The organism is Bradyrhizobium sp. A5, from assembly GCF_042076515.1.
Taxonomy (GTDB): Bacteria; Pseudomonadota; Alphaproteobacteria; order Rhizobiales; family Xanthobacteraceae; genus Bradyrhizobium; species Bradyrhizobium cosmicum.
Genome location: NZ_CP148990.1, coordinates 1,495,719 through 1,519,491, shown reverse-complemented (window position 1 = coordinate 1,519,491; position 23,773 = coordinate 1,495,719). Strand labels below are relative to the sequence as shown.

The window sequence follows — 23,773 nt, the reverse complement described above, 5'->3', positions numbered from 1 at the left end:
GCCTCAGTCCAGCGGCGCGAGGCGCGCGGAAGATTCGCCGAGCAGCGTGCGCAGCTCCGTCTTCACGATCTTGCCATAGCTGTTCTTCGGCAGTTCGCCGGCGAGGTAGTAGTGCTTCGGCCGCTTGAAGCGGGCGATCCAGGCGTTACACATCTGGTCGAGCTCATCCCGCGTGACCGCCCTGCCCGCAACGGGAACGACAATCGCCACGACCTCCTCACCCCAATCCGGATGCGGCCGGCCAATCACCGAGACTTCGGCGACGGCGTCATGCCGCAGCAGCACTTCCTCGACCTCGCGCGGATAGATGTTGGTGCCGCCGGAGATGATGACGTCCTTGGAGCGATCCTTCAGCGTCAGGAACCCATCGGTATCGAACGCGCCCATGTCGCCTGTGTAGAGCCAGCCGCCGCGCAGCGTGCTCGCGGTCGCATCCGGGTTCTGCCAATAGCCGGACATCACGGTATCGCCGCGCACGATGATCTCGCCGATCTCACCAGGTGCAACGTCCTGCCCCGCTTCGTCCACGGTGCGTACTTGCACGACGCCTTGCGCGATGCCGACCGAGGCCAAACGCTCCTCGTGGCGCCGATGCCCGGCATCGGCGTGCATGGATCTCGACAGGTACGTGATGGTCATCGGCGTTTCGCCCTGACCGTAGATCTGTACAAGCTTTGGTCCGAACACGGCGAGCGCCGCGCTGAAATCGGCGACATACATCGGGCCGCCGCCATAGATGATGGTCTTCAGTCCTGGTGCGGTCGCGCCTGCCGCTTCCGCGGCGACCGTCAAGCGCCGCACCATGGTCGGCGCGGCGAAGAAGGAAATGCCGTTTCGCTTCGCCGTCAGCTCCAGGATCTCTTCCGGCTCGAAACGGCCGCTCTCCGGAATGATCTGCGCGCCCATGCCGACCACATGCGGCACCATGTAGAGGCCGGAGCCGTGCGACATCGGCGCGGCGTGGAGCAGCGCCTCCCCGGGGACGACCGGATTGATCTCGGCGAGATAGGTCAGCGACATCGCAAGCAGGTTGCGATGGCTCAGCACTGCCCCCTTGGGCCGGCCGGTGGTACCGCTGGTGTAGAAGATCCAGGCGGGATCGGTGATCGCGACATCGGCGATGGCGATGCCGTCGGCCATCTCCAAGGCGCGATGCTCGGCCGAACCGATCTCGACAATGCGCGGCTTGACTGCCGCGATCGACAACGCTTCTGACGCGACGCTCGCCATGTCCTCGGTCACGAAGACGACTGCCGCACCCGAATTGTCGAGAATGAACGCGACCTCGCGTGGATGCAGCTTCGCGTTGATGGGAACGACCACCAGCCCGGCGTGCCAGCAGGCATAGAGGCAGGCGACATAGTCAGGCACGTTCTTCATCAGCAAGGCGACGCGGTCGCCTTTGATCAAACCAAAGCGCTGCTGCAACGACGCGGCCAGCGAGGCCACCGTCGCGGCGAGCCGGCCGTATTCGGCAACCAGCGTCAACCCCTTGAACAGCGCCGGCGCGGACGCATCCGCTTTGGCGGCGCGCAGGAGATGGTGAGCGAGGTTCATGGCGATCCTCCCCGAGCCCTCCGCCTAGTACGACTTCGCCAGTCCCAGCACCTTTTCCGCGATGAAGCTGAGCGCGAGCTGCGGGCTGACCGGCGCGATGCGCGGGATCAGACTTTCACGCAAATAACGTTCGACGTGAAACTCCTTGGCATAGCCGAAGCCGCCATGAGTCATCACTGACTGCTCGCAAGCCTGGAAGCCGGCTTCGCCCGCGAGATATTTTGCGGCGTTGGCTGCGGCCCCGCACGGCATGCCCTTGTCATACTGCCAGGCAGCCGACATCACCATCAGCCAGGCGGCTTCCAGCTCGACCCAGTTCACCGCCAGCGGATGCTGGATGCCCTGGTTCTTGCCGATCGGACGGTTGAACACGACGCGCGTCTTGGCGTATTCGCTTGCGCGCGACAGCGCGACCTTGCCGAGACCCACCGCTTCCGCCGCGATCAGGATGCGCTCGGGGTTCATGCCTTCGAGAATGTACTGAAAACCCTTGCCCTCTTCGCCGATGCGGTCCTCCATCGGGATCTCGAAATCCTCGAAGAACAGCTCGTTGGAATCGACGATCTTGCGGCCCATCTTCTCGATCTCGTGGACCTTGATCTTCTTGCGGTCGAAATCCGTATAGAACAGGCTGAGACCGCGGGTCGGCGAGCGCACCTCCTCCAGCGGCGTGGTGCGCGCCAGCAGCAGGATTTTGTGCGCGACCTGTGCCGTGGAGATCCACACCTTCTGGCCGTTGACGATGTAGCGATCGTTCTTGGCGACCGCGCGGGTCTTGAGCTGCGTGGTGTTGAGGCCGGTGTTGGGTTCGGTGACGGCGAAGCACGCCTTCTCGCGGCCCTCGACCATCGGCGGAAGCATGCGCTTGCGCTGCTCCTCGGAGCCGAACACCACGACGGGATTGAGTCCAAACACGTTGATGTGCACCGCGGAGGCGCCGGACATGCCGGCACCGGATTCCGCGATGGTGCGCATCATGATGGCGGCCTCGGTAATGCCGAGGCCGGAGCCGCCATATTCCTCCGGCACGCAGATGCCGAGCCAGCCGGCATCTGCCATTGCCTTGTGGAAGTCGTGCGGGAAGCCGCCGTCATGGTCCTTCTTGAGCCAATAGGCGTCAGGAAAGTCCTCGCAAACTTTGGCGATGGCGTCGCGAATGGCTTCCTGCTGATCAGTGAGCGCGAAATCCATGTCTTGATCTCCGTATTGAGAGCCGCGAGAGCTCCGATCCTAGCGCCCCATCTGCGAGGGCAGCCAGAGAATGATGGAGGGAAACGCCACCAGGATCGCGATCGCGATCAGGTGCGCGATGAAATGCGGGAAGGTGCCGTGGAACACTTCGGCGACCGGCCGCTTGGCATAGCGGGCGACGATGAAGCAGTTCAGCCCGACCGGCGGCGTGATCATGCCGACCTCGGCGGTGACGATCTTGATGACACCGAACCAGATCGGATCGAAGCCGAGGGTCTTGATCAGCGGCAGCACGATCGGCACGGTCAGCACCAGGATCGCGATCTGGTCCATGAAGGACCCGAGCACGATATAGCCGAAAAGGATCAGCGCGATGATGACCCAGCGCGAGGTCGGCAGGCTGCCGACCCAGGCGACGAGGTCCTGCGTGACATGCGTGAGCGTGAAGAAGTAACCGAAGATCGAGGCGCCTACGAGGATGGTCGCGATCATGCAGGTACCGTGACAGGCGCTGAGCAGCGCGCGGTAGAGAGTAGCCGGGGTTACCCTGCGCTTGGCGATGGCCAGCAGCAGTGCCCCCGCAGCCCCCAACGCTGACGCTTCGGTCGGCGTCGCAATGCCGAGATAGATGGTGCCGGTGACGAGCGAGAACAGCAGCACCATCGGGCCGACCTGCCACAGCAGCGAGAGTTTCTCGCGCCAGGATACCGGTTCGACGCGCGGGGCCCTCGAAGGATCCTGCCAGACCAGAAAAGAGATCGTCGCCATGATGGTCGCGGTCACGAGCACCGCCGGAAGAATGCCGCCGATCAACAATTGCCCGATGTTGACTTCCGCAAGCAGACCAAAGATCACCAGCGCCACGCTTGGCGGAATCAGCATGGCGAGCGTGCCCGAGATGGCGACGACGCCGGCGGCCATCTTCGGCTCATAACCCTGCTTGATCATCGCAGGAAGGCTCGTCGACGACAGCGTCGCCGCAGATGCCGTAGAGGTACCACAGATCGCCCCGAAGCCGGCGCCCGCCAGAGCGGTCGCCATGCCGAGGCCGCCGGGAACACGACCGATCCAGGCCGACGCCGTCTTGAACATATCGTCGGCGACGCCGGACAACAGGACAAGCTCCGCCATCAACAGGAACATCGGGATCGTGATCAGCTCATAGGACGAGACCGTCGAGAGCGGTGCCGTCTGGAGAATGCCGAAGAGCGTTCCCGTGCCGCCAACCATCAGAAGGCCGACCGAGCCGGCGAAGCCCATGGCGAAGCCGACCGGCGTTCCGATCGCGAGCAGCAGAAACAGCAGGCCGAGTACGAGAATGAGTATCATTTCAGGCTGCTCTTATTCGAAGCTGCGGGTTTCGTCGGTCAGAGGCGGCAATGGGAACAGATCACGCCCAGAGGCGAGACTGAGCACATTGCCCACGAGTTGCAGCGCCAGCCGAAGCACCAGCACGCAGCAGCCGAACGGGACCAGCGCCGCGGAAATCCAGGTCGGCCACGGAATAGCGCCGGCGAGCACGTCGTGCTGCTCGTAGTTCTCCAACGCGCGCTCGAACCCGACCTTCGAGATCAGGATGAAGACGAACAGCCCCGTGAGCGCGGTAACCATTTCCGACAGACGCCGCCCGGCTGGCGACGCGCGCGACAGCAGGATGTCTACGCCGACATGCGCATGCACACGCAAGGTATCCGACAGCGTCAGGAAGAACACGCCGGCCATCAGATAAAGGCCGATCAGGTCGTAGGTGAACGAGAGCGGACTATTCAGGAGGTAGCGCATGAAAACGTCGGCCACCACCAGTGCCATGATCGCGAACAGAGAGATGGCCGCGATCACCGTGAGCGCGCGTTCCAGCACGCCGAGAACATCTGTTGCCCGCTTGATCACCTCTGGTGCCCCCTTTACTTGGCGAGTTACTTGGCACCGCCGGCGGCGAGCAGGCCTTCGAACTCCTTCAGCGCGGCGGATGCCTGCTTGCCGCGGCTGTCGAGACCAGCCGCCCATTCCTGACTGACGCCCTTCAGCTTGTCCTTCATCTCGGCGCGCGTGGCATCCGGCAGCGGATCGAAGCTGACGCCCTGGTCCTTGAGATGCTTCGTGGTCACTTCGCCTTCCTTGTCGACGTCGGCGCAGGCCTTCGGCGTAATCGCCTCCGAGGCTTCGTTCATCGCCTTCTTCACATCGTCGGGCAGCTTGTCCCAGACCGACTGGTTGATGGAATAGGCGACGATGAAGCTGCCGAAGCTGACGCCTTCGGTGGCGTGCTTGACCAGCTTGTCGAGACCGTAGGACACGACGCTGTCCAGCGGAAACAGCAGACCGTCCATCGTGCCGCGCGACAGAGATTCATAGGCATCAGGCGCAGCCATGCGTACCGGCACGGCGTTGAGCGCACGCAGCGTCAGGTCCTGCGCGCCGCCCGTGGTGCGCAGCTTCAGGCCCTGCATGTCCTTGATGGTCTCGACCTTCGACTTGACGGTCCACACCTGGTAGGGCGGCAGCACCACGGCCATCAGCAGCTTGATCTTGTTCGGCGCGTATTCCTGCTTGGCGAGAATGCCTTCACGCGCGGCCTTCCAATAAGCGAGCGTGCCCTGGCAGCTGGTCGCGAACGCGCCCGGCAATTGCGCGACTTCCGACAGCGGCATCTTGTCGGAGACATAGGACGGCCCGATGTAGCCGATATCGACCACGCCGGACTGCGTCAGCCGCAACATGTCGGCCGCCTTGCCGATCTGCTGGTTCGGATAATAGGTGAAGGTCACCGCACCATTGGTGCGCTTGGTGACGTCGTCCATCCAGGGCTTGAGCATCAAGCGGACGAGATAGTGGCCGGCGGGGAAGCTGTCGGCGACCTTGAGCTCCAGCGCCTGCGCCGGAAGCGTCGAGACCGGCAGCGAAAGAGCGAGCACTGCGGCGGCCCAGATCAGGTTCTTCTTCATTTCGTTCTCCTTGACGCGTCCCCACGCCGAAGGCGGCAGCGAAGCGCTGCAACACCGTCCGGCCCTCACTCCACTTCTTGCTTGAGTAAAATGTACATATACGTGAATTTATCTGTCAAGTATATGAACTGTGCATAGGCCTATGCGTCGTATCCGTAGCCATCAGAATTGACACGCAGCTTTTATGAATTCTAACTCCACGCATATGAATTCATCTAACGAGGCCTCATGGGACCGCTCGCCGGCTTCACCATTCTCGACCTGACCTCGGTACTGATGGGCCCTTACGGCACTCAGGTGCTGGCGGACATGGGCGCCGGCGTCATCAAGGTGGAGAGCCCCGAGGGCGACATCGTTCGCCAGATCGGTCCCGGCCGCACGCCCGGCATGGGCGGGATGTTCCACAATGCCAACCGCGGCAAGCGCAGCATCGTGCTCGATCTCAAGAAGCCGGAGGGGCGCAACGCGCTGCTGCGGCTGGCCAAGTGCGCCAACGCGCTCGTCTACAATGTGCGCCCGCAGGCGATGGCGCGACTCGGCCTCGACTACGAGACGCTTCGCTCGGTCAATCCCGCGCTCGTCTATGTCGGCGCCTTCGGCTACGGCCAGTCCGGCCCCTATGCCGCAAAGCCCGCTTACGACGATCTGATCCAGGGCGCGGCCACCATCCCCACGCTGCTCGCGGCCGCCGGCGACGGTACGCCGCGCTACGTGCCCGTCACCATCGCCGACCGCATCGTCGGCCTGATGATGGTCAACGCGATCATGGGCGGACTGATGCACCAGCAACGCACCGGCACCGGGCAGCGCATCGACGTGCCGATGTTCGAGTCCATGACAGAGTTTGTGCTGGTCGATCATCTCGGCGGTCTCACCTATGACCCGCCGCTCGACCATGGCGGCTACGCCCGCCTGCTCTCACGCTATCGAAAACCCTACAAAACAAGCGACGGCTATCTCTGCGTCCTCATCTACAACGACAAGCACTGGCGCAGCTTCTTCGAGGCGATCGAGCGGCCGGAGTTCCTGCAGCAGCCGCGCTTTGCCAACCACGCCGCGCGCACCAGGCATATCGACGAGATCTACGAGGAGATCGGCCAGATCTTCGCGACGCGCACCACCGCGGAATGGCGCGAGCTGCTGGAGCGCGCCGACATTCCCGTGATGCCGATGCACACGCTGGAGACGATCCTCGAGGACCCGCACCTCAAGGCGATCGACTTCTTCAGGACGGTGGATCATCCCGTGGAAGGCCGCATCCGCCAGATGCGCGTGCCCTCGACCTGGAGCGTGACCCAACCGGAACCGGCCGGCCCAGCGCCCACGCTCGGCCAGCACGGCCGCGACATTTTGCGCGAGGCCGGCTTCTCTCCGGACGAGATCGAACATCTCGCAGAGCAAAAGGCAGTTCACCTGGCCGCACCGCCCTAACGGCAGCGCGGGCCAAAATCGCAGAACACAGGGAGGAAACCGCGATGGCCGGACTTTATTTCGAGGACTTTTCCGTGGGCCAGGAGTTCAGGCATCCGCTGACCCGGACCGTCACGGAGATGGACAACACCATGTTCAGCCTGCTGACGCTCAATCCGCAGCCGCTGCATATCGACGCACATTTCTCCGCCCAAACGGAGTTCGGCCAGCGCATTTTCAACAGCCTTTACACCCTCGGCATCATGATCGGCATGACGGTCTATGATACCACCATGGGAACCACCGTCGCCAATCTCGGCATGACCGACGTGACTTTTCCGAAACCGGTCTTCCATGGCGACACCTTGCGGGCGACGACCAAGGTGCTTTCGTTGAGGGAATCCAAATCGCGCCCGAAAGCGGGCATCGTCGAGTTCGAGCACCACGCCTTGAACCAGAACGACGAGGTCGTCGGCAAATGCCGCCGTATGGCGATGATGCACAAGAGGCCGGTCTGATGCGTTCGATGCTGTTCGTGCCGGGGGATTCCCCGCGCAAATTCGAGAAGGCGAGCGAAGGCAATGCCGACGCGCTGATCATCGATCTCGAGGATTCCGTCGTCACCGAGAAGAAAGCGGAGGCGCGCGGGCTGACGCTGGCGATGCTGAAGGGCCGCAGCAAGCCGCATCAGCTCTATGTTCGCGTCAACGCGCTTGACACCGGTATGACGCTGACCGATCTCGCCGCGGTGGTGCCGGGCAAGCCCGACGGCATCGTGCTGCCGAAATCGCAAGGCGGCGACGATGTGCGCCAGATCGCAACCTGGCTCGAGGCTTTGGAAGCGGCGGCCGGCATCACAGTCGGCACGACGCGCATCGTCTGTGTCGCGACGGAGACCGCCAGCTCGATCTTCGGCCTTGGCAGCTACAAGGGCTGCTCCCCTCGCCTCGCCGGCCTGATGTGGGGCGCGGAGGATCTTTCGGCTTCGCTCGGCGCCACCGAAAAAGCGTCAGGCGGCGTATTCCACAGCCCCTATCGCCTCGCGCGCGATCTCTGCCTGATGGCGGCGGCTGCGGCGGAAGTCGCACCGATCGACACGGTCTATACCGACATCGACAACCTCACAGGGCTCGAGCAAGAGACGCGCGCGGCGCGGCGCGACGGGTTTTCGGCGAAGGCGCTGATCCATCCCAAACATGTCGACGTCGTCAACGCGGCGTTCGCGCCGACCGAAGCCGAACGCACATGGGCGGAGAAGGTGATCGCGGCGTTCGCAAGCAATCCGAACTCCGGCACGCTGCGGCTCGACGGCCAGATGATCGACAAGCCGCATCTTCGCGCCGCGAAGAAAATCCTCGGCCAGAACTAGATCGGAACGCCGCCACCATGATCGTTCGCCAAGCCGCCAACGTCCTGGAGATCATGGAATTCTTCGCGCAAACGAAGAAGCCGGCGACGCTTGCCGAGATCGCCGAGCATTTCGGCTGGCCGCGCTCGTCGACCTTCAACCTGCTCGCAACGCTGTCGGAGAAGGGCTATCTCTACGAGCCGCGACCGCGCGCCGGCTTCTATCCGACGCCGCGGTGGCTGGCGATGGCGCGGATGATCTCCGAGGTCGAACCGCTGCCGCCATGGACGCACACGCTGGTGGCCGACCTCTCGGCGGAAACCGGCGAGACCGCGTCGATCGTGGCGCCGGCCGGCGTGATGGCGGTGTTCATCGACGTCGTCGAGTCCCAGGCCGCAATCCGCTATTTCGCCACCATCGGCCACCGCGTGCCGATCCACGCCACCGCGAGCGGCCGCGCGCTGCTGCTGCAATATTCGCCGGAAGAACGCGACTCCGTCTATCGCAAGATCGAATTCAAGCAGTACGGCCCCTCGACGCCGATCAGCATCGAGGCGGTCGAGACCGAGCTGCGCAACTCGATCGCGCGCGGCTATTGCCAGAGCTTTGCCGACTACAGCCGCGACCTCGCCGGTGCGGCGATCCCGCTGCCTATCGGAGATCGCAGGCTCTCGGTCGTCGTCGCAGGGCCGGAATTCCGGATCGGGCCGAAGGTGGCGGAGGTAGCGGCGCTGATCGCCCGGACGGTCGATCGGCTGCGGCCGAAGGCGGCAGCGTAGATTACACGATCTTGATCGACATATCCGGCAGGCCCTCGAGCTTGCAGAGCAGTACGTCGCCCTTCACCACCGGGCCGACATTTTCCGGCGTGCCGGAATAGATGATGTCGCCGGCCTTCAGCTCGAACGCTTCCGACAGCTTTGCGATCTGCTCGGCGACGCTCCAGATCATCTTGCTGAGATCCGAACTCTGCTTCACGGCCCCGTTGATCGCGAGCGAAATGGCACCCTTCTCGAAATGGCCGGTCTTGCTCGCCGGGTGGATCGGACCGATCACCGCGGCATGATCAAAGCTCTTGCCGATCTCCCACGGTTTCTTCTCCGCGGCCATGCCGTTCTGGAGGTCGCGCCGGGTCATGTCGAGGCCGAGCGCGTAGCCGTAGACGTGGTCGAGCGCCTTGTCGGCCGGAATATTGGAGCCGCCGGATTTCAGCGCGGCGACCAGCTCGACCTCGTGGTGATAGTTCTTGGTCAGCGACGGATAGGGATGATCGGCGACTTCGCCGACCGCGACGTTCTGGATCGCATCCGTCGGCTTCTGGAAGAAGAACGGCGGCTCGCGGTTCGGATCCGAACCGCGCTCGATCGCGTGCGCGGCGTAGTTACGGCCGATGCAGTAGATGCGGCGGACCTGGAACACCTGGGTCTCGCCGACGATCGGGATCGAAACCATCGGCACCGGGAAGATCGGCCGCGGGGCTGCCTGCGCCGCAGCCGGCGCCACCTCCGTGAGGCTCGCTGCGGTCATCGCAGCTGCAGCCGTGAGCACGCTGCGTCGCGTGGTCGTTGTCATGGCTTCACTCCCTGATATTTGCCGTTTCTTGTCGAACGGTAGTCATAGAGCCAAACGACGGGCGGGCCAATGACCCGCCCTGTACGTCTTAAGTCGCGACGCGATCGAAGAACGCGCGAACCTTCTGCGCACAGACGTCCGGATCCGTCGCGGCGACGTGATAGGAATCCCCGGGCAGCACTTCCAGCTTCGAGCCCGGAATCATCTCCTGCCATGCCTTCACGGAGGCGACGTCGCCGAGGCCCGAGCCGGTGGTGGTGATCACCAGCGTCGGACGTTTGATCGACGGAAGCTCACCTGTGACATCGACCGTCGGCACCATTTGCAGAAACGCTTCCAGCGTCGAGGCCTTGGTCTTCGACATCAGCTTGATCCACCAGTCCAGCGCCGCCGGCGGCAGCGACGAGCCGAGCCGGCCGGCCGTGGTCTCGCGCACCCAAGGCTCGACGCCCTGCTCACGGATCTGCTTGCGCCAGGTCGGTGCCCGCTCGTTGAACGAGGTTAGCGAAGCCGGCGCGCCGACCGCGGCGACAGCGATCACGCGATCCGGGTGCTTGGCCGTGAGGTGCATCGCCAGCGTGCCGCCAATCTTGCCACCGACCAGGAAGACCCGATCGAGCTTCAGCGCATCCAGCATGCGGATGATGTCATCGCCGAGACCAGCAAAACGATAGACGTAGTCGCCCTGCATCGGCGTCGAATCGCCATAGCCGCGCAAATCGGGGCGCACCACCAGATGATGCGTGGCGAAGTAGGGCACCCAGCGCCGGAACGCCTCGCCGCTTTCGGCGAGGCCGTGCAGCATCACGACCGGCGGCTTGGTGTCCCAGGGCAACAAATAATCGTCGATGCGAACCGCAAGTTCGCAATCGTCGCTGACACCGATCTTCCGCAGTCCGCTAGCCATCAGATACACCTCGTTCCACCGCCATCGACATTGATGCAGGTACCAGTAATGAAGGATGCGCGGTCTGAACAGAGGAACGCGACGATGCCGGACACCTCGTGCGGCTGCCCGACGCGGCCGAGCGGAACCGAGGCGATGGCCGCGGCATTGGTCGCGCCCTGATCCTGCCCCGCGATCGCCGCGCCCTGGGAGATGAGACTGTCCCAGCGGTCGGTCTGCACGGGGCCCGGATTGACGCCGGTCACCAGCACGTTGTCCGGCGCGCATTCCTCTGCCAGCGCCAGCGTGAAGTTCAGCAGCGCCGCGTTGACCGCGCCGCCCGCCATGTAGGCCGCGCGCGGCTGATGTCCGCTGCGGCCGATGATATTAATCACGCGGCCCCAGCGCCGGTCGCGCATCTCCGGCAGCACGTTGCGCGCGCAGCGCATGTAGCCGAGCAGTTTCAGCTCGATCGACTTGGCCCAGGTCGCGTCCGGCGTCTCCGCGATCCGGCCCATCGGCGACGCGCCGGCGTTGTTGACGAGGATGTCGATGCGACCGAAGGCTTCGCGCGCGGTCGCCATGGCGCGGGCGATGTCGTCGGGCTTGGTCATGTCGCCGGCACAGGCGATCACACGCCGGCCGGTGTCCCGCGACATCTCCGCGGCTGCCGCGGCAAGCCGCTCGGCGTCGCGCGCGACGACGACGACATGCGCCTGCTCGCGCGCGAGCTCGGCGGCAATGGCCCGGCCGATGCCGATGCTGCCGCCGGTGACGACGGCAACCTTGCCGCCCAGATTGAGATCCATGACGCGGCCCTAATCCACGGTGGCGCCGGAGGCCTTGACGAGCTTGCCCCACTTCGCGGTTTCGTCGGTCATGAATTGCCCGAAGGCGTCGCCGACAACCGTGCCGGGCTCGGCACCAAGTTCGGCAAGCCGCTTCTTCACATCAGGCATCTTCAGGATGACCTCAAGCTCACTGCTGAGCTTCGCAAGTGCCGGCTGGGCCGTCTTCGCTGGTGCCACCAATCCGAACCAGGACGAGGCCTCGAAGCCGGGGATGGTTTCCGCGACTGTCGGCACGTCGGGCAAGGCGTCGGCGCGCTTCGCGCTGGCGACCGCGATCGCGTTGATGGCCTTGCCCTGAACCTGCGGCAGCACCGCGGGCATGTTGTCGAACATGAACGGGATCTGCCCCGCAAGCAGGTCGTTCATCGCCGGCGCCGCGCCGCGATAGGGCACGTGGACGATATCCACGCCGGCCATGCTCTTGAGCAGCTCGCCGGCGAGATGATTGGTCGAACCGATGCCGGATGAGCCGAAATTCAGCGAGCCCGGCTTGGCCTTGGCCAGCGCGATCAACTCGCCCACGTTCCTGGCCTGCACTGACGGATTGACGACCAGCACGATCGGCACCGAGGCGATCAGCGCCACCGGCGCAAAGGCCTTGGCCGGATCGAACGGCAGCTTCTTGTAGAGGGAGCCGTTGATGGTCAGCGGCGGCGGCGCGGTCAGCAGCAAGGTGTAGCCATCGGCCTCGGCGCTCGCGACCGTCTCCGCGCCGATATTGCCGCCGGCGCCGCCGCGGTTCTCCACCAGGAAGGTCTGGCCGTTCCGCTCGGTCAGCTTCTGCGCGACGATCCGGGCGATGATGTCGTTGGACCCGCCGGCCGGGAACGGCACGATGATCTTGACGGGGCGGGAGGGGTAGTCCTGCGCTAGAGCTGCGCCGGAAAACAGAACGGCCGCGCAGGCGGCCAGAAAGGTGCGTCGCATAACCCCGCGCATGGGCACTTCCTTGATGTTTGTCTTGTTGTTGATTGCATCATTACGCCGTCAGCAATGGCCTCAACTCTCCGGTATCGTCAAGCCGCTCAAGATCGCCGATCTGCGCGATCAGCCTCTCGGTCTTGCACCGCCCTGCATTGATGCGGTCAGGTCTCGCGTCCTCGCGGACACGCCTTCGTTCTCAGTTAGTATCTTGGGAACGCGGAGCGCCGAAAACCTGTAAAAATGGCTGAACCGGTGGCTATTCCTGCGTCAAACCTACGACCACCGCCGCTAGCATGGAACTTGCATAAATTCTGGGCGACATGGACGCCGCATGAACCTCATCAGTCTCGATATCCGCATGCTCCGGTCGCTGATCTCGGTGGTCGAGACCGGCAGCATCACCGAGACCGCGCGACGGCTGGGCCGCACCCAGCCGGCGATCACGCTGCAATTGCAACGGCTGGAGGAGCTCACCGGCAAGCAATTGTTCGAGCATGCCGGCCGAAGGCTGATGCTGACCGAGGACGGCACCACGGTCCTCACCTACGCCAAATCCATCCTGCGGTTGCATGATGAGCTGATTTCGCAGCTTGCGTCGCAGGAGATCGAGGGCCAGGTCGTGCTCGGCACGCCCGATCTCTACGCGGCCTTCATGCTGCCGTCGATCCTCAGCGTGTTCCGGAAATCGTTCCCGCGCATCCAGGTCGAGCTCAACTGCGCGCTGTCGACGCCGCTCGTCGGACTCGTCAAGCGCGGCGACGTCGATATTGCGCTCGTCACCCGCATGAACGATTTCACCGGCGGCCAGGTGGTGCGGCGCGAGCAGCTGGTCTGGATGACCGGCGAGCAATCCGCCGCGCACCAGGAACGCCCGATCCCGCTCGCGCTATTGCCGCCCGGCAACATCTATCGCGACTACGCGATCGATACGCTGGAGCGCGCGAACCTGCGCTGGCGTATTGCCTGCGTCAGCGAGAGCGTCGGCGGGCTGCAGGCCGCAGCCTTCGCCGGCATGGCTGTGACCGTACTTGGCCGCAGCGCCCTGGTGCCGGCGATGCGCGAGGTCGGCCCTAACGAGGGCCTGCCGCCGCTGCCGAAGGTCGAGCTGCTGCTGTACAAATCCAGCGGCGCCACCTCGAAGGCCGCAACCGCGCTGCACGATTATCTCGCGCACTACCTCCGTCTCGACGAAGAGCTCAGCGGCCGTGGCGCGCCGATCGACCTTGGCTAGGCTCGAAAGATCGAAAACAACCCCATGCACAGTAGAACGGCCCTTGATTGCAAAGGGCTTTTTCGCGCGCCGGCGCTCTCTCCTCCAACTAACGCAACGCCACCTGCGGCCAGAACTTCGACCAGGGCTGGGCCTGCTCGAACGCGGCAGCGATGCGGAAGATGGTGGGCTCGTCGAGCCACGGCGCGATGATCTGAAGACCGATCGGAAGGCCGTCGCGATCGAAGCCGCAAGGCAGCGTCGCCGCCGGAAGGCCGGCGAGGTTGATCGGCCAGGTGAAGGGCGACCAGCCGAGGTGCGGATCGACCTTGTTGCCGTCGATCGTGTCCACGCCGATCCGGCCGGCCTCGAATGCGGTCACCGCGACCGTTGGCGTCACCAGCGCATCGACGCGCTCGAACAGTTTTACGAACGCGCTGCGCGCCTGGCCGCGCCGGTAGCCGGCCTCGACATAATCCGTACCGCTGTAGTTGCGGCCGGCGGTGACCACGTCGCGATAATCGGCTTCGGAACTGGCGAGATCGGCCTTGGTCTTGCTCGCGACGGCCGCCGCCTGCTCGGTGAAGGCAATCGGCTTCAGCGTATGCTCCAGAATGCCGGGATCGAGGCCCGGACCATCCATGGTGACCTCTGCACCGCAGGTGTCGAGAATGGCGAGCGCCTTGCCGAACGCCGCAAGCACGTCGGGGCTCACGGCGGCGTAGCCGAGATCGGCGCTGGCGCCGATGCGAATGCCGTTCAACGGTGCGGGGTTGGTATCGAAGCGGCGCGGCGACACCGGCAGGCTGGCGGGATCGCGCAGATCATAGGCAGCGATGATCTCCAGCGTCAGCGCGGCATCCGCGACAGTGCGCGTGATCGGCCCGGTGTGTGCGAGCGAGGCCCAGGACGGCGGCGAAAAACCGGGCGAGCGCGGCACCAGGCCGAACGTCGGCTTCAGCCCGAACACGCCGCAGAAGGAGGCGGGAACACGGATCGAGCCGACGCCGTCGGTGCCGATAGCGATCGGCCCACAGCCGGCGGCAACGCCCGCAGCCGCGCCGCCGCTCGATCCGCCGCTGGTGCGACCCTGATGCCAGGGGTTGCGCGTGGTGCCGGTGACGGGGCTGTCGGCCGTCAGCTTGTAGCCAGACTCGCAGGTCGTGGTCTTGCAGGTGATGATCGCGCCGGCCGCCTTCAGCGCCGACACGACAGCGGCATCGGCCTCGGGCACGAACGCCCTGTTCATCGGCGAACCGCCATAGGCCGGCACGCCCGCGACGAACACGAGATCCTTGATCGTGACAGGCACACCTGCGAGCGGCCCCTTGGCCTCGCCCGCTTTCATCTCCTTGGTGACGCGATCGGCCTCCACCCGCGCCTGCTCGTACATCGGCGTCACCACCGCGTTGCAAGCCTCGTTCGTCGCTTGAAGCGCAACGATGGTGTCGTCGACGACATCGCGCGGTGTGAACGCCTTGCGCCGGTAGCCGGCCATGATCTCGGTTGCAGAAAGCGCGCCGAGGCCAGTCGGCGCCGGCGGAAAGGCCGTTCGGCCGGAACCATCAGTCATCATCAACCCTAAAGAGCTAGCTGAGTGCCGCGTCGATGGCGCGCTTGGCCATGACGGTAACGAGATGCGCGCGGTAGTCGGCTTCGGCGTGGATATCGGAGGTAAGACCCTCCGTGTCGATCCTGATCACCGCAACCGCGGATGGATCGAAATTCGCCGACAGCGCCGCCTCCATCGGCGGCACCCGGAACACGCCCGACCCCGCGCCAGTCACCGCGACGCGGACCTCATCGGCGAATTTCGCGACGAACACGCCGACCAGCGCATAGCGCGACGCCGGCGCCTTGAATTTCGCGTATCCCGCCTTGAGCGGCACCGGAAACCGGATTGCGGTGATGATCTCGCCGGGCGCGAGCGCGGTCTCGAACAGTCCGAGAAAGAACTTGTCAGCTGCGATCTCGCGCGTGCTGGTGACGATGGTGGCGCCAAGACCGAGCACGCCGGCCGGATAGTCCGCGGCCGGATCGTTGTTGGCGACGGAGCCGCCGATGGTGCCCCGGCTGCGCACGGCGGGATCTCCGATCATGGAGGCCAGCGCGGCCAGCCCGGGGATCTTGGTCTGGACCAGCTTCGAGGCGGCGACCACCGCATGCGGCGTCATTGCACCGATTGTGATGCTAGCTCCCTCGTCGATGATGCCCTTCAGGTTTCCGAGCTTCGAAAGATCGACCAGCGCAACGGGACTGGCCAGCCGCTGCTTCAGCGTCGGGATCAAGGTCATGCCGCCGGCAACGAGCTTGCTGTCCTCGATAGAGGTCAGCAGCTTGGCCGCGTCGGGAATTTCGCTCGGCTGATGATAGGCAAACGATTTCATGGATGTCCTCCCTATTCCGCCGCGACCGGCAGCGACGCGTTTTGCAGCAGGCGCCAGATCCGGTTCGGCGTCGCCGGCATGTCGACATGGGTGACGCCCAGATGCGACAGCGCATCGACCACCGCGTTGATGACGGCGGCCGGCGAGCCGATGGTGCCGACCTCGCCGCAGCCCTTCACGCCCATCGGGGTGTGCGTGCACAGCGTGGAATGGGTCGCGACCTTCATCATCGGCATATGGTCGGCGCGCGGCATGCAATAATCCATCAGCGAGCCCGACAGCAACTGGCCAGAGCCCTCGTCATAGACCGCGTTCTCGAACAGCGCCTGACCGACACCCTGCACGATACCGCCGTGCAACTGGCCTTCCACGATCATCGGGTTGATGACCGTGCCAACGTCATCGACGGCCGTGTAGTTGACCAGCGTCACCGTGCCGGTTTCCGGATCGACCTCGACCTCGGCGATGTGGCAGCCACCAGGATAGGTGAAGTTGACTGGATCGTAATAGGCCTGCTCCTCAAGCCCCGGCTCCAACACCTCGAGCGGATAATTATGCGGCACGTAGGCGGCGCCCGCGATTTCCTCGAACGACTTCGTGCGATCCGTGCCCGCGACCGAGAAGTTTCCGGCCTCGAACTGGATGTCGACTTCGGCCGCCTCGAGCAGATGGGCGGCGATCTTCTTGCCCTTCGCGATCACCTTGTCCGTCGCCTTCGACAGCGCGGCACCGCCGACCACCAGCGAGCGCGAACCATACGTACCCATGCCGAACTGCACGCGATCGGTGTCGCCGAACACGATGTCGACATTCTCAAAGGACACGCCGAGCTTCTCTGAGACGATCTGCGCGAACGTCGTCTCATGGCCCTGACCGTGATTGTGGGTGCCGATCATGACCGTCACCTGGCCGGTCGGATGCACGCGCACCGTGGCGCTTTCATAGAGCCCGCCCCGGGCGCCCAGCCGCCCCGCGAAACGCGACGGCGCGAGGCCGCAGGCCTCGACATAGGTCGAATAGCCGAGCCCGCGGAATTTGCCCTTGCTGGCCGAAGCGGCCTTGCGCACGCCGAAATTCTTGACGTCGGCCGCAACCAGCGCGCCGTCGAGGCACCCCATCGGATCACCGGAATCGTACTGCACCAGCACCGGCGTCTGGTACGGATAGGCTTCCTTCGGGATCATGTTGCGGCGACGGATCTCGACGCGGTCGATGCCCATCTCGCTGGCAGCGACGTCGACCATACGCTCCAGCACGAAGGTCGCCTCGGGCCGGCCGGCGCCGCGATAGGCGTCGACAGGCACGGTGTTGGTGAACACGACCTTCACATTGCAGTAGATCGCGGGCGTGGTGTAGACGCCGCCGAGCAGCGGCGCGTAAAGGTTGGTCGGGATATTCGGTCCGAACGTCGAGAGATAGCCGCCCATATTGGCGAGCGTGTTGACGCGAAAGGCGAGAAACTTTCCGGTCTCGTCGAGCGCGAGCTCGGCCTCGGTGACGTGATCGCGGCCGTGGCGATCGGAGACGTAGCCCTCCGAGCGGCTCGCCACCCATTTGATCGGCCGCTTGACGCGCTTGGCCGCCCAGGTAATCACGGCCTCCTCGCCGTAGTGGAACTGCTTGACGCCAAAGCCGCCGCCGACATCGGGCGCAACCACGCGCAGCTTGTGCTGCGGGATGTTCAGCACCAGCGCGCCCATCAGGAAACGCACGACGTGGGGGAACTGGCTGGTGGTCCACAGCGTGAAGCGATCCGTGCCGGGCTCGTATTCCGCGATCGCCGCACGCGGCTCCATCGGGTTGCCTATCAGGCGATTGTTGACGAGGCTCAGCCTGGCGACATGCGCAGCCTTGCGGAACGCGGTCTCGACTGCGGCCTTGTCGCCGAGCTCCCAGTCGCAGCAGATGTTGTTCGGCACGTCATCGAACAATTGCGGTGCGCCGGGCCTGACGGCTTCGAGCACGCCGACCACGGACGGCAGCACCTCGTAGTCGATGGTCAGCAACTCGGCCGCCGCATTCGCCTGCTCCGGCGTCTCCGCGATCACGAAGGCCACCATGTCGCCGACGAAGCGCACCTTGCCCTGCGCCAGCATCGGGAACGGCGGCTCCTTCATCGGCACGCCCTTGGCATCCGAGATGCCCCAGCCACAGGGCAACGAGCCCAGCTTGTCCGCCGCGGCGTCCTCTCCGGTCAGGACCGCGATGACACCAGGCGATGCCAGCGCCGCGCTCTTGTCGACGCCGCGCAACACCGCGTGCCCGTGCGGCGAACGCACGAATACGCCTGCGGTCATGCCGGGGCGCTTGATGTCGGAAACGTAATTGCCGCGGCCGGTCAGGAAGCGCTGGTCCTCCTTGCGCTTCGGTGAGGCGCCGATGCCGATCACATTGCTCATGGTCACTCTCCCTTGGCGGCGTTCATGGCGGCAGCGCCGGCCAAGACCGAGACGACGATATTCTGGTAGCCGGTGCAGCGGCAGATGTTGCCTTCGAGGCCGTGACGGACGTCGGCCTCGGTCAGGTCCGGCTTCTCCGCGGCAAGCGCGACGGCTGTCATGAGCATGCCGGGCGTACAGAAACCGCATTGCAGGCCGTGATGCTCGCGGAACGCCTCCTGCATCGGATGCATCTGGTTCGAACCGGGCGCGCCCTGCAGGCCTTCGATGGTGAGCAGCGTCGCGCCGTCGAGCGCGGGTGCCAGCAGCGTGCAGCTCTTCACGGGAAGACCGTCCAGATGCACCACGCAGGCGCCGCACTGGCTGGTATCGCATCCGATATGCGTGCCGGTGAGGTTGAGCTGCTCGCGCAGCAGCTCGGCGACGAGCGTCGCCGGCTCGACATCGACAGTGGTTGGCCGGCCGTTGAGTGTGAAGGATATCTGCACGGTCATACTCCTGTGCGCGACGGGTCTTAGGCGAGTGGAAGCGCGCTGTCGGTAGCCCATGTGGCCATCACGACATCGCCGACGGTGAAGGGATCCGCGAAGAAGGTCTTTTCCGGCACATAGGCCACGAACTCGTCGTCCGGCACGGTGTCGAGCATGACCTTGACGAAATAGCCCTGGTATTCGATCGCGAGCACGCGGCTCGGCAGCGAATTGGTGCAGCCGGGCGGCAGTTCCCGGCCGGGCCGGACCAGCGCGACGTCGTCGCGGCGCACGGCGATATCGACCTTGTCGCCGACACTCACCGTGGAACGCGCCTGCAGCGGCACCTCGATGCCATCAGGCGCGGCCTGCGCCAGCGTGAAGCTCGCGCCGTTGACCTTTTCGACCCGTCCCGACAGCACGTTCTGGCCGCCCATGAATTCGGCGACGTAACGGTCGTGCGGATGCGCGTAGACGTCGCGTGCGGCACCCGCCTGCTTGATCTTGCCCTGCTCCATCACCACCACGAGATCGGCCAGCGCGATCGCTTCGAGCTGGGTGTGGGTGACATGGATGAAGGTGATGCCGAGCTCCTGCTGCATCCGGCGCAATTCCTGGCGCATCTGGACGCGGAGCTGCTCGTCCAGTGCCGACAGCGGTTCGTCGAGCAGCAGCACGCGCGGCTCGGTGATCGCGGCGCGTGCCAGCGCCACGCGCTGCTGCTGGCCGCCCGACAGCTGCGCCGGAAGACGGTCGGCGAAGTGCGTCAGCCGGACCTTCTCGATCATGGCATCGGCCGCTCGCAGCCGGTCGGCCTTGGACATGCCGCGCACGCGCAGGGCAAAGGCGATGTTGTCGCGCACGGTGAGATGCGGGAACAGCGCGTAGGACTGGAACATCATCGCGGTCCGGCGCTGCACCGGCGCAAGCCCGACGACGTTCTGGCCGCCGATCACGATCTCGCCGGCGGTCGGGTCCTCGTGGCCGGCAATCATGCGCAGGATCGTGGTCTTGCCGCAGCCGGACGGGCCGATGAAGCAGCAATAGGCACCGTCGGCGATCTTCAAATTGACGCCGTCGACCACATTGGTGACGCCGTCAAAGCTCTTGCAGACGCCTGCCAGTTCGATATCGCCCCGATCGCTCTTCATATTCCCAGCTCAGCCCTTTGCACTGCTGCCGCGCTTCTTCTGGATCAGCACGATGCTGCCCAGGCTCGCGCCGATCACGACGAAGGAGACAATGGTCGTCACCGTGCCGAGCGCGTAGAGCGATGGCGAGGTGACATTCAGCGTCATGCTCCAGATTTCGAGCGGCAGCGTGTTCAGCGAGCCCGCCGTCTGCAGGCTGCGCGCGAATTCGTCATAGGAGAGCGTGAACCCGAACAGCGCGACCGCGACGAGGCCGGGCGCGAGCACCGGGATCATGACCAGCCAGATCGACTGCCAGCGGCTGGCGCCGAGATCATAGGCGGCTTCCTCCCAGACGTGGTTGAAGCGCGACATCACCGCGAACATTACCAGCACACCGAACGGCAGCGTCCAGGACAGCTGGGCGCCGAGTGCCGAGGTGTACCAGCTCGCATTCAGCCCGAGCGCCTGGAACAGAAGTCCCGTCCCGAGACCGAGCACGAGGCCGGGCGCCACCAGGCTGCCGATCATCATGTAGAAGACGAAAGTGTCGCCGCGAAATCGTTTGCGGAAGCCGAGACCGGCGAGGAACGAGACCACCACGGTGATGACCGTGACGATGACAGCGAGCTTGATCGAGCGATCGAACGAGCCCTTGACGTCGCCGGTCCGCACTTGCGTGAAGAGGTCGACGAACCAGTGCAGCGAGTGGCCCTTCATCGGGAACACCAGGCCGCCGCGGATGTCCTGGAACGACAGGACGTAGATGCAGAACATCGGGCCATAGAGCGCGATCACGTAGAGCGAGAACAGCGTCGCCAGCACGTAGAACGTCCAGGGACGTCCACCCTTGCTCGGCGCGATCGCCTTGGTGGTCGCGGGCGCGACCGTCTCGGGCATGTCGGCAGCCACCGCGCTCATCGCGTGATCTCCTGCCGGATATCGACGGTGCGCAGGATCAGCGACACGATCGCGACCAGCACCAGCGTCAGCAACACCGCGCTTGCCGCCGCGGTCGGATATTGCAGCACGCCGACGTCCTCGTAGAAGGCGCTGACCACCGAGGCCGAGCCGCCGCCGGACATCACCTTGACCACGAAGAAATCGCCCATCACGATCGAGACCACGAAGATGGTGCCGAGCGCGATTCCGCTCTTGGACATCGGCACAACGACCAGGCGCATGATGTCGAAACGGCTGGCACCCGCATCGATCGCAGCCTCGATCAGCTTCTTGTCGATCCGGGCCATCGAATTGAAGATCGGCACGATCATGAAGATCGTGAGCTGGTGGACATAGGCGATGACGACCGCAAGATCAGAGAACAGCAATACTTCGAGCGGCTGACGGATCACGCCCGTTCCCAGCAGCGCCTGGTTGATCAGGCCTTCCTTGCCGAGCAGCGGGATCCAGGAAATCATCCGGATGATGTTGGAGGTCCAGAACGGCACGGTGCACAGCAGAAACAGGCCGATCGCGAGCAGCTGGTTACGGACGTGGAACACCAGGAAGTAGGCGACGAAGAAGCCGACGATCAGGGTGAAGACCCAGGTCAGCACCGTGAACTTGATGGTCGCCAGATACAGCTTCAGCGTCAGCGCCGAATGCAGCACATCGACGTAGCTCGCCAGCGTGAAGTCGAGCGTCAGCCCGCCAAAGCCGTCAGTGGTGAAGAAGCTCGCCGCCAGCACGACCAGGATCGGCGCCACGAAGAACGGCACGAGCACCAGCACCAGCGGCGAGACGTAGAGCCAGCCGGCAAGATTGGCGCGTGGTGGAGTTTGAGCTGGACTTGGCTGCATATCGGCAATCGCCTCAAAGTCGGTCTTCTCGCACCGGCGCGTGACGGCGCCGGTGCCTCGCAACGTCAGGGAGAGCAGGTTTCACGCCACCTTGAAGTCGTTCCAGCGCTTGTTCATGTAGGCGGCTTCGTCCATCAGCGTGTTCCAGCACGAGATGTTCTTGACGCGATCGAGGAACGAACCGCCATCGCGCTTGGTGCCGGCCTTCTCCATCGGCACGCCGTAGGGATCGTTGATCACCGCGGGCGCCGGCTTGCCGTCGTACCAGAAGTCCCATTCGGCAGCGGTGAGGAATTTCTTGGCCGTCGACGGCACCGGACTGTAGTAGCCGTAGCGGCCGACGAAGCCGCCCTGCCAGCCGGACAGATACCAGTTGAGATATTCGTAGGCGGCATCTAACTTCTTGCCGGAGAGGTGCTTCATCAGGCCCATGCCGTTACACCAGCCACGATAGCCTTCCTTGCCGTTCTTGACGTTGACCGGCGCGTAGACGCAGGGGATTTCCTTCACGCGCACCGCCGCAACCGCCGGCGACCACATCGACTGGATCACCACTTCGCCTGCGGCCATCAGCTGCACCGACTGGTCGAAGGTGGTCCAGGTCGCGCGGAACTGGCCCTGCTTCTTCAGCTCGATCAGCTTGTTGCAGGTGAAGTCGATCTCCTCCTTGGTCATGTTGCCCTTGTTGCCGTACTTGATCAGACCGGCGCTTTCGAAGCACAGCGCAGCGTCCATGATGCCGATCGCGGGCACGTCGAGGATCGCGGCCTTGCCCTTGAATTTCGGGTCGATCAGATCCTTCCATTCGGTCACTTCATGACCGACGAGATCGGGCCGATAGCCGATCGAGTCGGCGTTGTAGACCTGCGGCAGAAATGTCGCCCATTCGGTGACGCCGTCGTGCAGGTCGGTGGAATCAGGCTTGGAGATGTACATCGCCTCGTAGGGCGAGATGCCCTGGCGCGGGATCTTGTGGCCGTCGATCTCGCCCTTGGTGAAGATCGGCAGGATGTTGTCGAACTCCTTGATCTTCTTGACTTCGATGCCCTGGATGACGGAACGCTTGGCGGCGAGCTTGGCCTGCCAGCCCTCGAGGTCGGCGATGTCGACCGTATTAGGCTGACTTATGAAGCGGTTGATGGCGGCGGAGGTGTCGAGGTTCTGCATCGTCACCTTGAAGCCGAGATCCTTGGCCGCCTGGTCACCAATCGCCTTCACCACCGAGTAGGAGACGCCGACATGGCGCAGCTCGATGTCCTTGATCTCCTGCGCCCAGATGGTCGGGAAACCGCGGATCGCATCCGATCCGACAGCTGCGCCCGCAGCGGCTGCCGCACCCTTCAACAGCGTGCGCCGGCTCAGCTTTTTCTCACGCCTAGCTTCCGTTCCCGCCGGATCGAAAGTGGACGTCCCCTTAGCCCCATCAGACATGGCAACCCTCGTTGGTTACGATGAACGTTCGCACCGGTCGCCATTGACCGGCTGCGATGTGATCAATTGCCCGCGAGGCTAGGGGCGGGATCTTGCGAAGTAAAATTGGAAGTAAAAATCCGCCGTATAAACGCGGCTAATGGTTCGCGGTGCTGCATTTGGTTTTGGCAGCATCGCATAAGAAGACGTCAGGACGTGTATGCAAGGCGGCGCGCGGGCCTGCGCAGGCCCGCTCACGCGGCAGGCGTGATCAAGATCAT

22 protein-coding genes are annotated in these 23,773 nt (G+C 64.4%); 5 read left to right on the top strand and 17 right to left on the bottom strand.

Annotated elements, in window-relative coordinates; all coding sequences use genetic code 11:
• Positions 1-3: 3 nt before the first annotated feature.
• From WHZ77_RS07145 to dctP, 5 genes are read right to left on the bottom strand one after another with little or no spacing between them, the layout of a single operon-like run.
• The gene (locus tag WHZ77_RS07145; protein ID WP_375313034.1) at positions 4-1,557 is read right to left on the bottom strand and encodes an AMP-binding protein; all 1,554 of its coding nucleotides are present in this window, start codon (positions 1,555-1,557) and stop codon (positions 4-6) included.
• 24 nt (positions 1,558-1,581) lie between these two features.
• A complete protein-coding gene (locus WHZ77_RS07140) occupies positions 1,582-2,748 on the bottom strand; it encodes an acyl-CoA dehydrogenase family protein (RefSeq protein WP_375313033.1) in 1,167 nt (388 codons plus the stop codon).
• Positions 2,749-2,787: 39 nt separating this feature from the next.
• Complete coding sequence (locus WHZ77_RS07135) at positions 2,788-4,077, bottom strand: TRAP transporter large permease (protein WP_375313032.1); 1,290 nt, start codon at positions 4,075-4,077, stop codon at positions 2,788-2,790.
• Between the two features lie 12 nt (positions 4,078-4,089).
• The gene (locus WHZ77_RS07130; RefSeq protein WP_375313031.1) at positions 4,090-4,638 is read right to left on the bottom strand and encodes a TRAP transporter small permease subunit; all 549 of its coding nucleotides are present in this window, start codon (positions 4,636-4,638) and stop codon (positions 4,090-4,092) included.
• A 26-nt stretch (positions 4,639-4,664) separates the two neighbouring features.
• Positions 4,665-5,693, bottom strand: coding sequence for a TRAP transporter substrate-binding protein DctP (dctP, locus tag WHZ77_RS07125; RefSeq protein ID WP_375313030.1), 1,029 nt, complete (start codon positions 5,691-5,693; stop codon positions 4,665-4,667).
• Between the two features lie 228 nt (positions 5,694-5,921).
• Between dctP and WHZ77_RS07120 the strand changes: the two genes are divergently transcribed.
• Genes WHZ77_RS07120 through WHZ77_RS07105 form a run of 4 tightly spaced genes read left to right on the top strand, consistent with a single transcriptional unit; the run spans position 5,922 to position 9,230 of the window.
• Positions 5,922-7,124 (top strand): CaiB/BaiF CoA transferase family protein, encoded by a 1,203-nt coding sequence (locus WHZ77_RS07120; protein ID WP_375313029.1) that lies wholly within the window; start codon positions 5,922-5,924, stop codon positions 7,122-7,124.
• Between the two features lie 44 nt (positions 7,125-7,168).
• On the top strand, positions 7,169-7,621 hold the full coding sequence (locus WHZ77_RS07115) for a MaoC family dehydratase (RefSeq protein ID WP_375313028.1): 453 nt from the start codon (positions 7,169-7,171) through the stop codon (positions 7,619-7,621).
• Positions 7,621-8,472, top strand: a complete 852-nt coding sequence (locus tag WHZ77_RS07110; RefSeq protein ID WP_375313027.1) for an HpcH/HpaI aldolase/citrate lyase family protein — start codon at positions 7,621-7,623, stop codon at positions 8,470-8,472. Before WHZ77_RS07115 ends, WHZ77_RS07110 begins: the two co-directional genes overlap by 1 nt.
• A gap of 17 nt (positions 8,473-8,489) precedes the next feature.
• Positions 8,490-9,230: an IclR family transcriptional regulator gene (locus tag WHZ77_RS07105; RefSeq protein WP_375313026.1), complete on the top strand. Its 741-nt coding sequence runs from the start codon at positions 8,490-8,492 to the stop codon at positions 9,228-9,230.
• A 1-nt stretch (position 9,231) separates the two neighbouring features.
• Here WHZ77_RS07105 and WHZ77_RS07100 read toward each other — a convergent pair whose 3' ends face one another.
• From WHZ77_RS07100 to WHZ77_RS07085, 4 genes are all read right to left on the bottom strand, one after another.
• Positions 9,232-10,023, bottom strand: coding sequence for a fumarylacetoacetate hydrolase family protein (locus WHZ77_RS07100; protein WP_143841485.1), 792 nt, complete (start codon positions 10,021-10,023; stop codon positions 9,232-9,234).
• An 88-nt stretch (positions 10,024-10,111) separates the two neighbouring features.
• Positions 10,112-10,930 (bottom strand): alpha/beta fold hydrolase, encoded by an 819-nt coding sequence (locus WHZ77_RS07095; protein WP_375313025.1) that lies wholly within the window; start codon positions 10,928-10,930, stop codon positions 10,112-10,114.
• A complete protein-coding gene (locus WHZ77_RS07090) occupies positions 10,930-11,718 on the bottom strand; it encodes an SDR family NAD(P)-dependent oxidoreductase (protein WP_375313024.1) in 789 nt (262 codons plus the stop codon). The genes WHZ77_RS07095 and WHZ77_RS07090 overlap by 1 nt, the downstream gene beginning before the upstream one ends.
• A gap of 9 nt (positions 11,719-11,727) precedes the next feature.
• The gene (locus WHZ77_RS07085) at positions 11,728-12,699 is read right to left on the bottom strand and encodes a Bug family tripartite tricarboxylate transporter substrate binding protein (protein WP_375313023.1); all 972 of its coding nucleotides are present in this window, start codon (positions 12,697-12,699) and stop codon (positions 11,728-11,730) included.
• A gap of 316 nt (positions 12,700-13,015) precedes the next feature.
• On the opposite strand from WHZ77_RS07085, the gene WHZ77_RS07080 reads away from it, so the two are divergent.
• Positions 13,016-13,915 carry a LysR substrate-binding domain-containing protein gene (locus WHZ77_RS07080; RefSeq protein WP_014440106.1) on the top strand — a complete coding sequence of 300 codons (900 nt, stop codon included), beginning with the start codon at positions 13,016-13,018 and terminating at the stop codon, positions 13,913-13,915.
• A gap of 88 nt (positions 13,916-14,003) precedes the next feature.
• Here the strand turns inward: WHZ77_RS07080 and WHZ77_RS07075 are convergent, their stop codons facing one another.
• The 8 genes from WHZ77_RS07075 to WHZ77_RS07040 all read right to left on the bottom strand — a co-directional run bounded on the left by WHZ77_RS07075 (position 14,004) and on the right by WHZ77_RS07040 (position 23,513).
• Positions 14,004-15,467, bottom strand: coding sequence for an amidase (locus WHZ77_RS07075; protein WP_375313022.1), 1,464 nt, complete (start codon positions 15,465-15,467; stop codon positions 14,004-14,006).
• Positions 15,468-15,483: 16 nt separating this feature from the next.
• The gene (locus tag WHZ77_RS07070; RefSeq protein ID WP_375313021.1) at positions 15,484-16,281 is read right to left on the bottom strand and encodes an FAD binding domain-containing protein; all 798 of its coding nucleotides are present in this window, start codon (positions 16,279-16,281) and stop codon (positions 15,484-15,486) included.
• Between the two features lie 11 nt (positions 16,282-16,292).
• Entirely contained in the window at positions 16,293-18,680 is a 2,388-nt protein-coding gene (locus tag WHZ77_RS07065; protein WP_375313020.1) for a xanthine dehydrogenase family protein molybdopterin-binding subunit, read from the bottom strand.
• A gap of 2 nt (positions 18,681-18,682) precedes the next feature.
• Positions 18,683-19,174, bottom strand: a complete 492-nt coding sequence (locus tag WHZ77_RS07060; protein WP_375313019.1) for a (2Fe-2S)-binding protein — start codon at positions 19,172-19,174, stop codon at positions 18,683-18,685.
• A 20-nt stretch (positions 19,175-19,194) separates the two neighbouring features.
• On the bottom strand, positions 19,195-20,301 hold the full coding sequence (locus tag WHZ77_RS07055) for an ABC transporter ATP-binding protein (protein ID WP_375313018.1): 1,107 nt from the start codon (positions 20,299-20,301) through the stop codon (positions 19,195-19,197).
• A 9-nt stretch (positions 20,302-20,310) separates the two neighbouring features.
• On the bottom strand, positions 20,311-21,201 hold the full coding sequence (locus tag WHZ77_RS07050; protein ID WP_375313017.1) for an ABC transporter permease: 891 nt from the start codon (positions 21,199-21,201) through the stop codon (positions 20,311-20,313).
• Positions 21,198-22,082 carry an ABC transporter permease gene (locus WHZ77_RS07045; protein WP_375313016.1) on the bottom strand — a complete coding sequence of 295 codons (885 nt, stop codon included), beginning with the start codon at positions 22,080-22,082 and terminating at the stop codon, positions 21,198-21,200. The genes WHZ77_RS07050 and WHZ77_RS07045 overlap by 4 nt, the downstream gene beginning before the upstream one ends.
• A gap of 81 nt (positions 22,083-22,163) precedes the next feature.
• Positions 22,164-23,513 carry a PotD/PotF family extracellular solute-binding protein gene (locus tag WHZ77_RS07040; protein WP_375313015.1) on the bottom strand — a complete coding sequence of 450 codons (1,350 nt, stop codon included), beginning with the start codon at positions 23,511-23,513 and terminating at the stop codon, positions 22,164-22,166.
• Positions 23,514-23,773 lie beyond the last annotated feature (260 nt).

Coding starts and splice junctions, on each gene's coding strand:
- WHZ77_RS07145 (WP_375313034.1), bottom strand. CDS start 1,557: ATGAACCTCGCTCACCATCTCCTGCGCGCCGCCAAAGCGGATGCGTCC.
- WHZ77_RS07140 (WP_375313033.1), bottom strand. CDS start 2,748: ATGGATTTCGCGCTCACTGATCAGCAGGAAGCCATTCGCGACGCCATC.
- WHZ77_RS07135 (WP_375313032.1), bottom strand. CDS start 4,077: ATGATACTCATTCTCGTACTCGGCCTGCTGTTTCTGCTGCTCGCGATC.
- dctP (WP_375313030.1), bottom strand. CDS start 5,693: ATGAAGAAGAACCTGATCTGGGCCGCCGCAGTGCTCGCTCTTTCGCTG.
- WHZ77_RS07120 (WP_375313029.1), top strand. CDS start 5,922: ATGGGACCGCTCGCCGGCTTCACCATTCTCGACCTGACCTCGGTACTG.
- WHZ77_RS07115 (WP_375313028.1), top strand. CDS start 7,169: ATGGCCGGACTTTATTTCGAGGACTTTTCCGTGGGCCAGGAGTTCAGG.
- WHZ77_RS07110 (WP_375313027.1), top strand. CDS start 7,621: ATGCGTTCGATGCTGTTCGTGCCGGGGGATTCCCCGCGCAAATTCGAG.
- WHZ77_RS07105 (WP_375313026.1), top strand. CDS start 8,490: ATGATCGTTCGCCAAGCCGCCAACGTCCTGGAGATCATGGAATTCTTC.
- WHZ77_RS07100 (WP_143841485.1), bottom strand. CDS start 10,023: ATGACAACGACCACGCGACGCAGCGTGCTCACGGCTGCAGCTGCGATG.
- WHZ77_RS07095 (WP_375313025.1), bottom strand. CDS start 10,930: ATGGCTAGCGGACTGCGGAAGATCGGTGTCAGCGACGATTGCGAACTT.
- WHZ77_RS07090 (WP_375313024.1), bottom strand. CDS start 11,718: ATGGATCTCAATCTGGGCGGCAAGGTTGCCGTCGTCACCGGCGGCAGC.
- WHZ77_RS07085 (WP_375313023.1), bottom strand. CDS start 12,699: ATGCGCGGGGTTATGCGACGCACCTTTCTGGCCGCCTGCGCGGCCGTT.
- WHZ77_RS07080 (WP_014440106.1), top strand. CDS start 13,016: ATGAACCTCATCAGTCTCGATATCCGCATGCTCCGGTCGCTGATCTCG.
- WHZ77_RS07075 (WP_375313022.1), bottom strand. CDS start 15,467: ATGACTGATGGTTCCGGCCGAACGGCCTTTCCGCCGGCGCCGACTGGC.
- WHZ77_RS07070 (WP_375313021.1), bottom strand. CDS start 16,281: ATGAAATCGTTTGCCTATCATCAGCCGAGCGAAATTCCCGACGCGGCC.
- WHZ77_RS07065 (WP_375313020.1), bottom strand. CDS start 18,680: ATGAGCAATGTGATCGGCATCGGCGCCTCACCGAAGCGCAAGGAGGAC.
- WHZ77_RS07060 (WP_375313019.1), bottom strand. CDS start 19,174: ATGACCGTGCAGATATCCTTCACACTCAACGGCCGGCCAACCACTGTC.
- WHZ77_RS07055 (WP_375313018.1), bottom strand. CDS start 20,301: ATGAAGAGCGATCGGGGCGATATCGAACTGGCAGGCGTCTGCAAGAGC.
- WHZ77_RS07050 (WP_375313017.1), bottom strand. CDS start 21,201: ATGAGCGCGGTGGCTGCCGACATGCCCGAGACGGTCGCGCCCGCGACC.
- WHZ77_RS07045 (WP_375313016.1), bottom strand. CDS start 22,082: ATGCAGCCAAGTCCAGCTCAAACTCCACCACGCGCCAATCTTGCCGGC.
- WHZ77_RS07040 (WP_375313015.1), bottom strand. CDS start 23,513: ATGTCTGATGGGGCTAAGGGGACGTCCACTTTCGATCCGGCGGGAACG.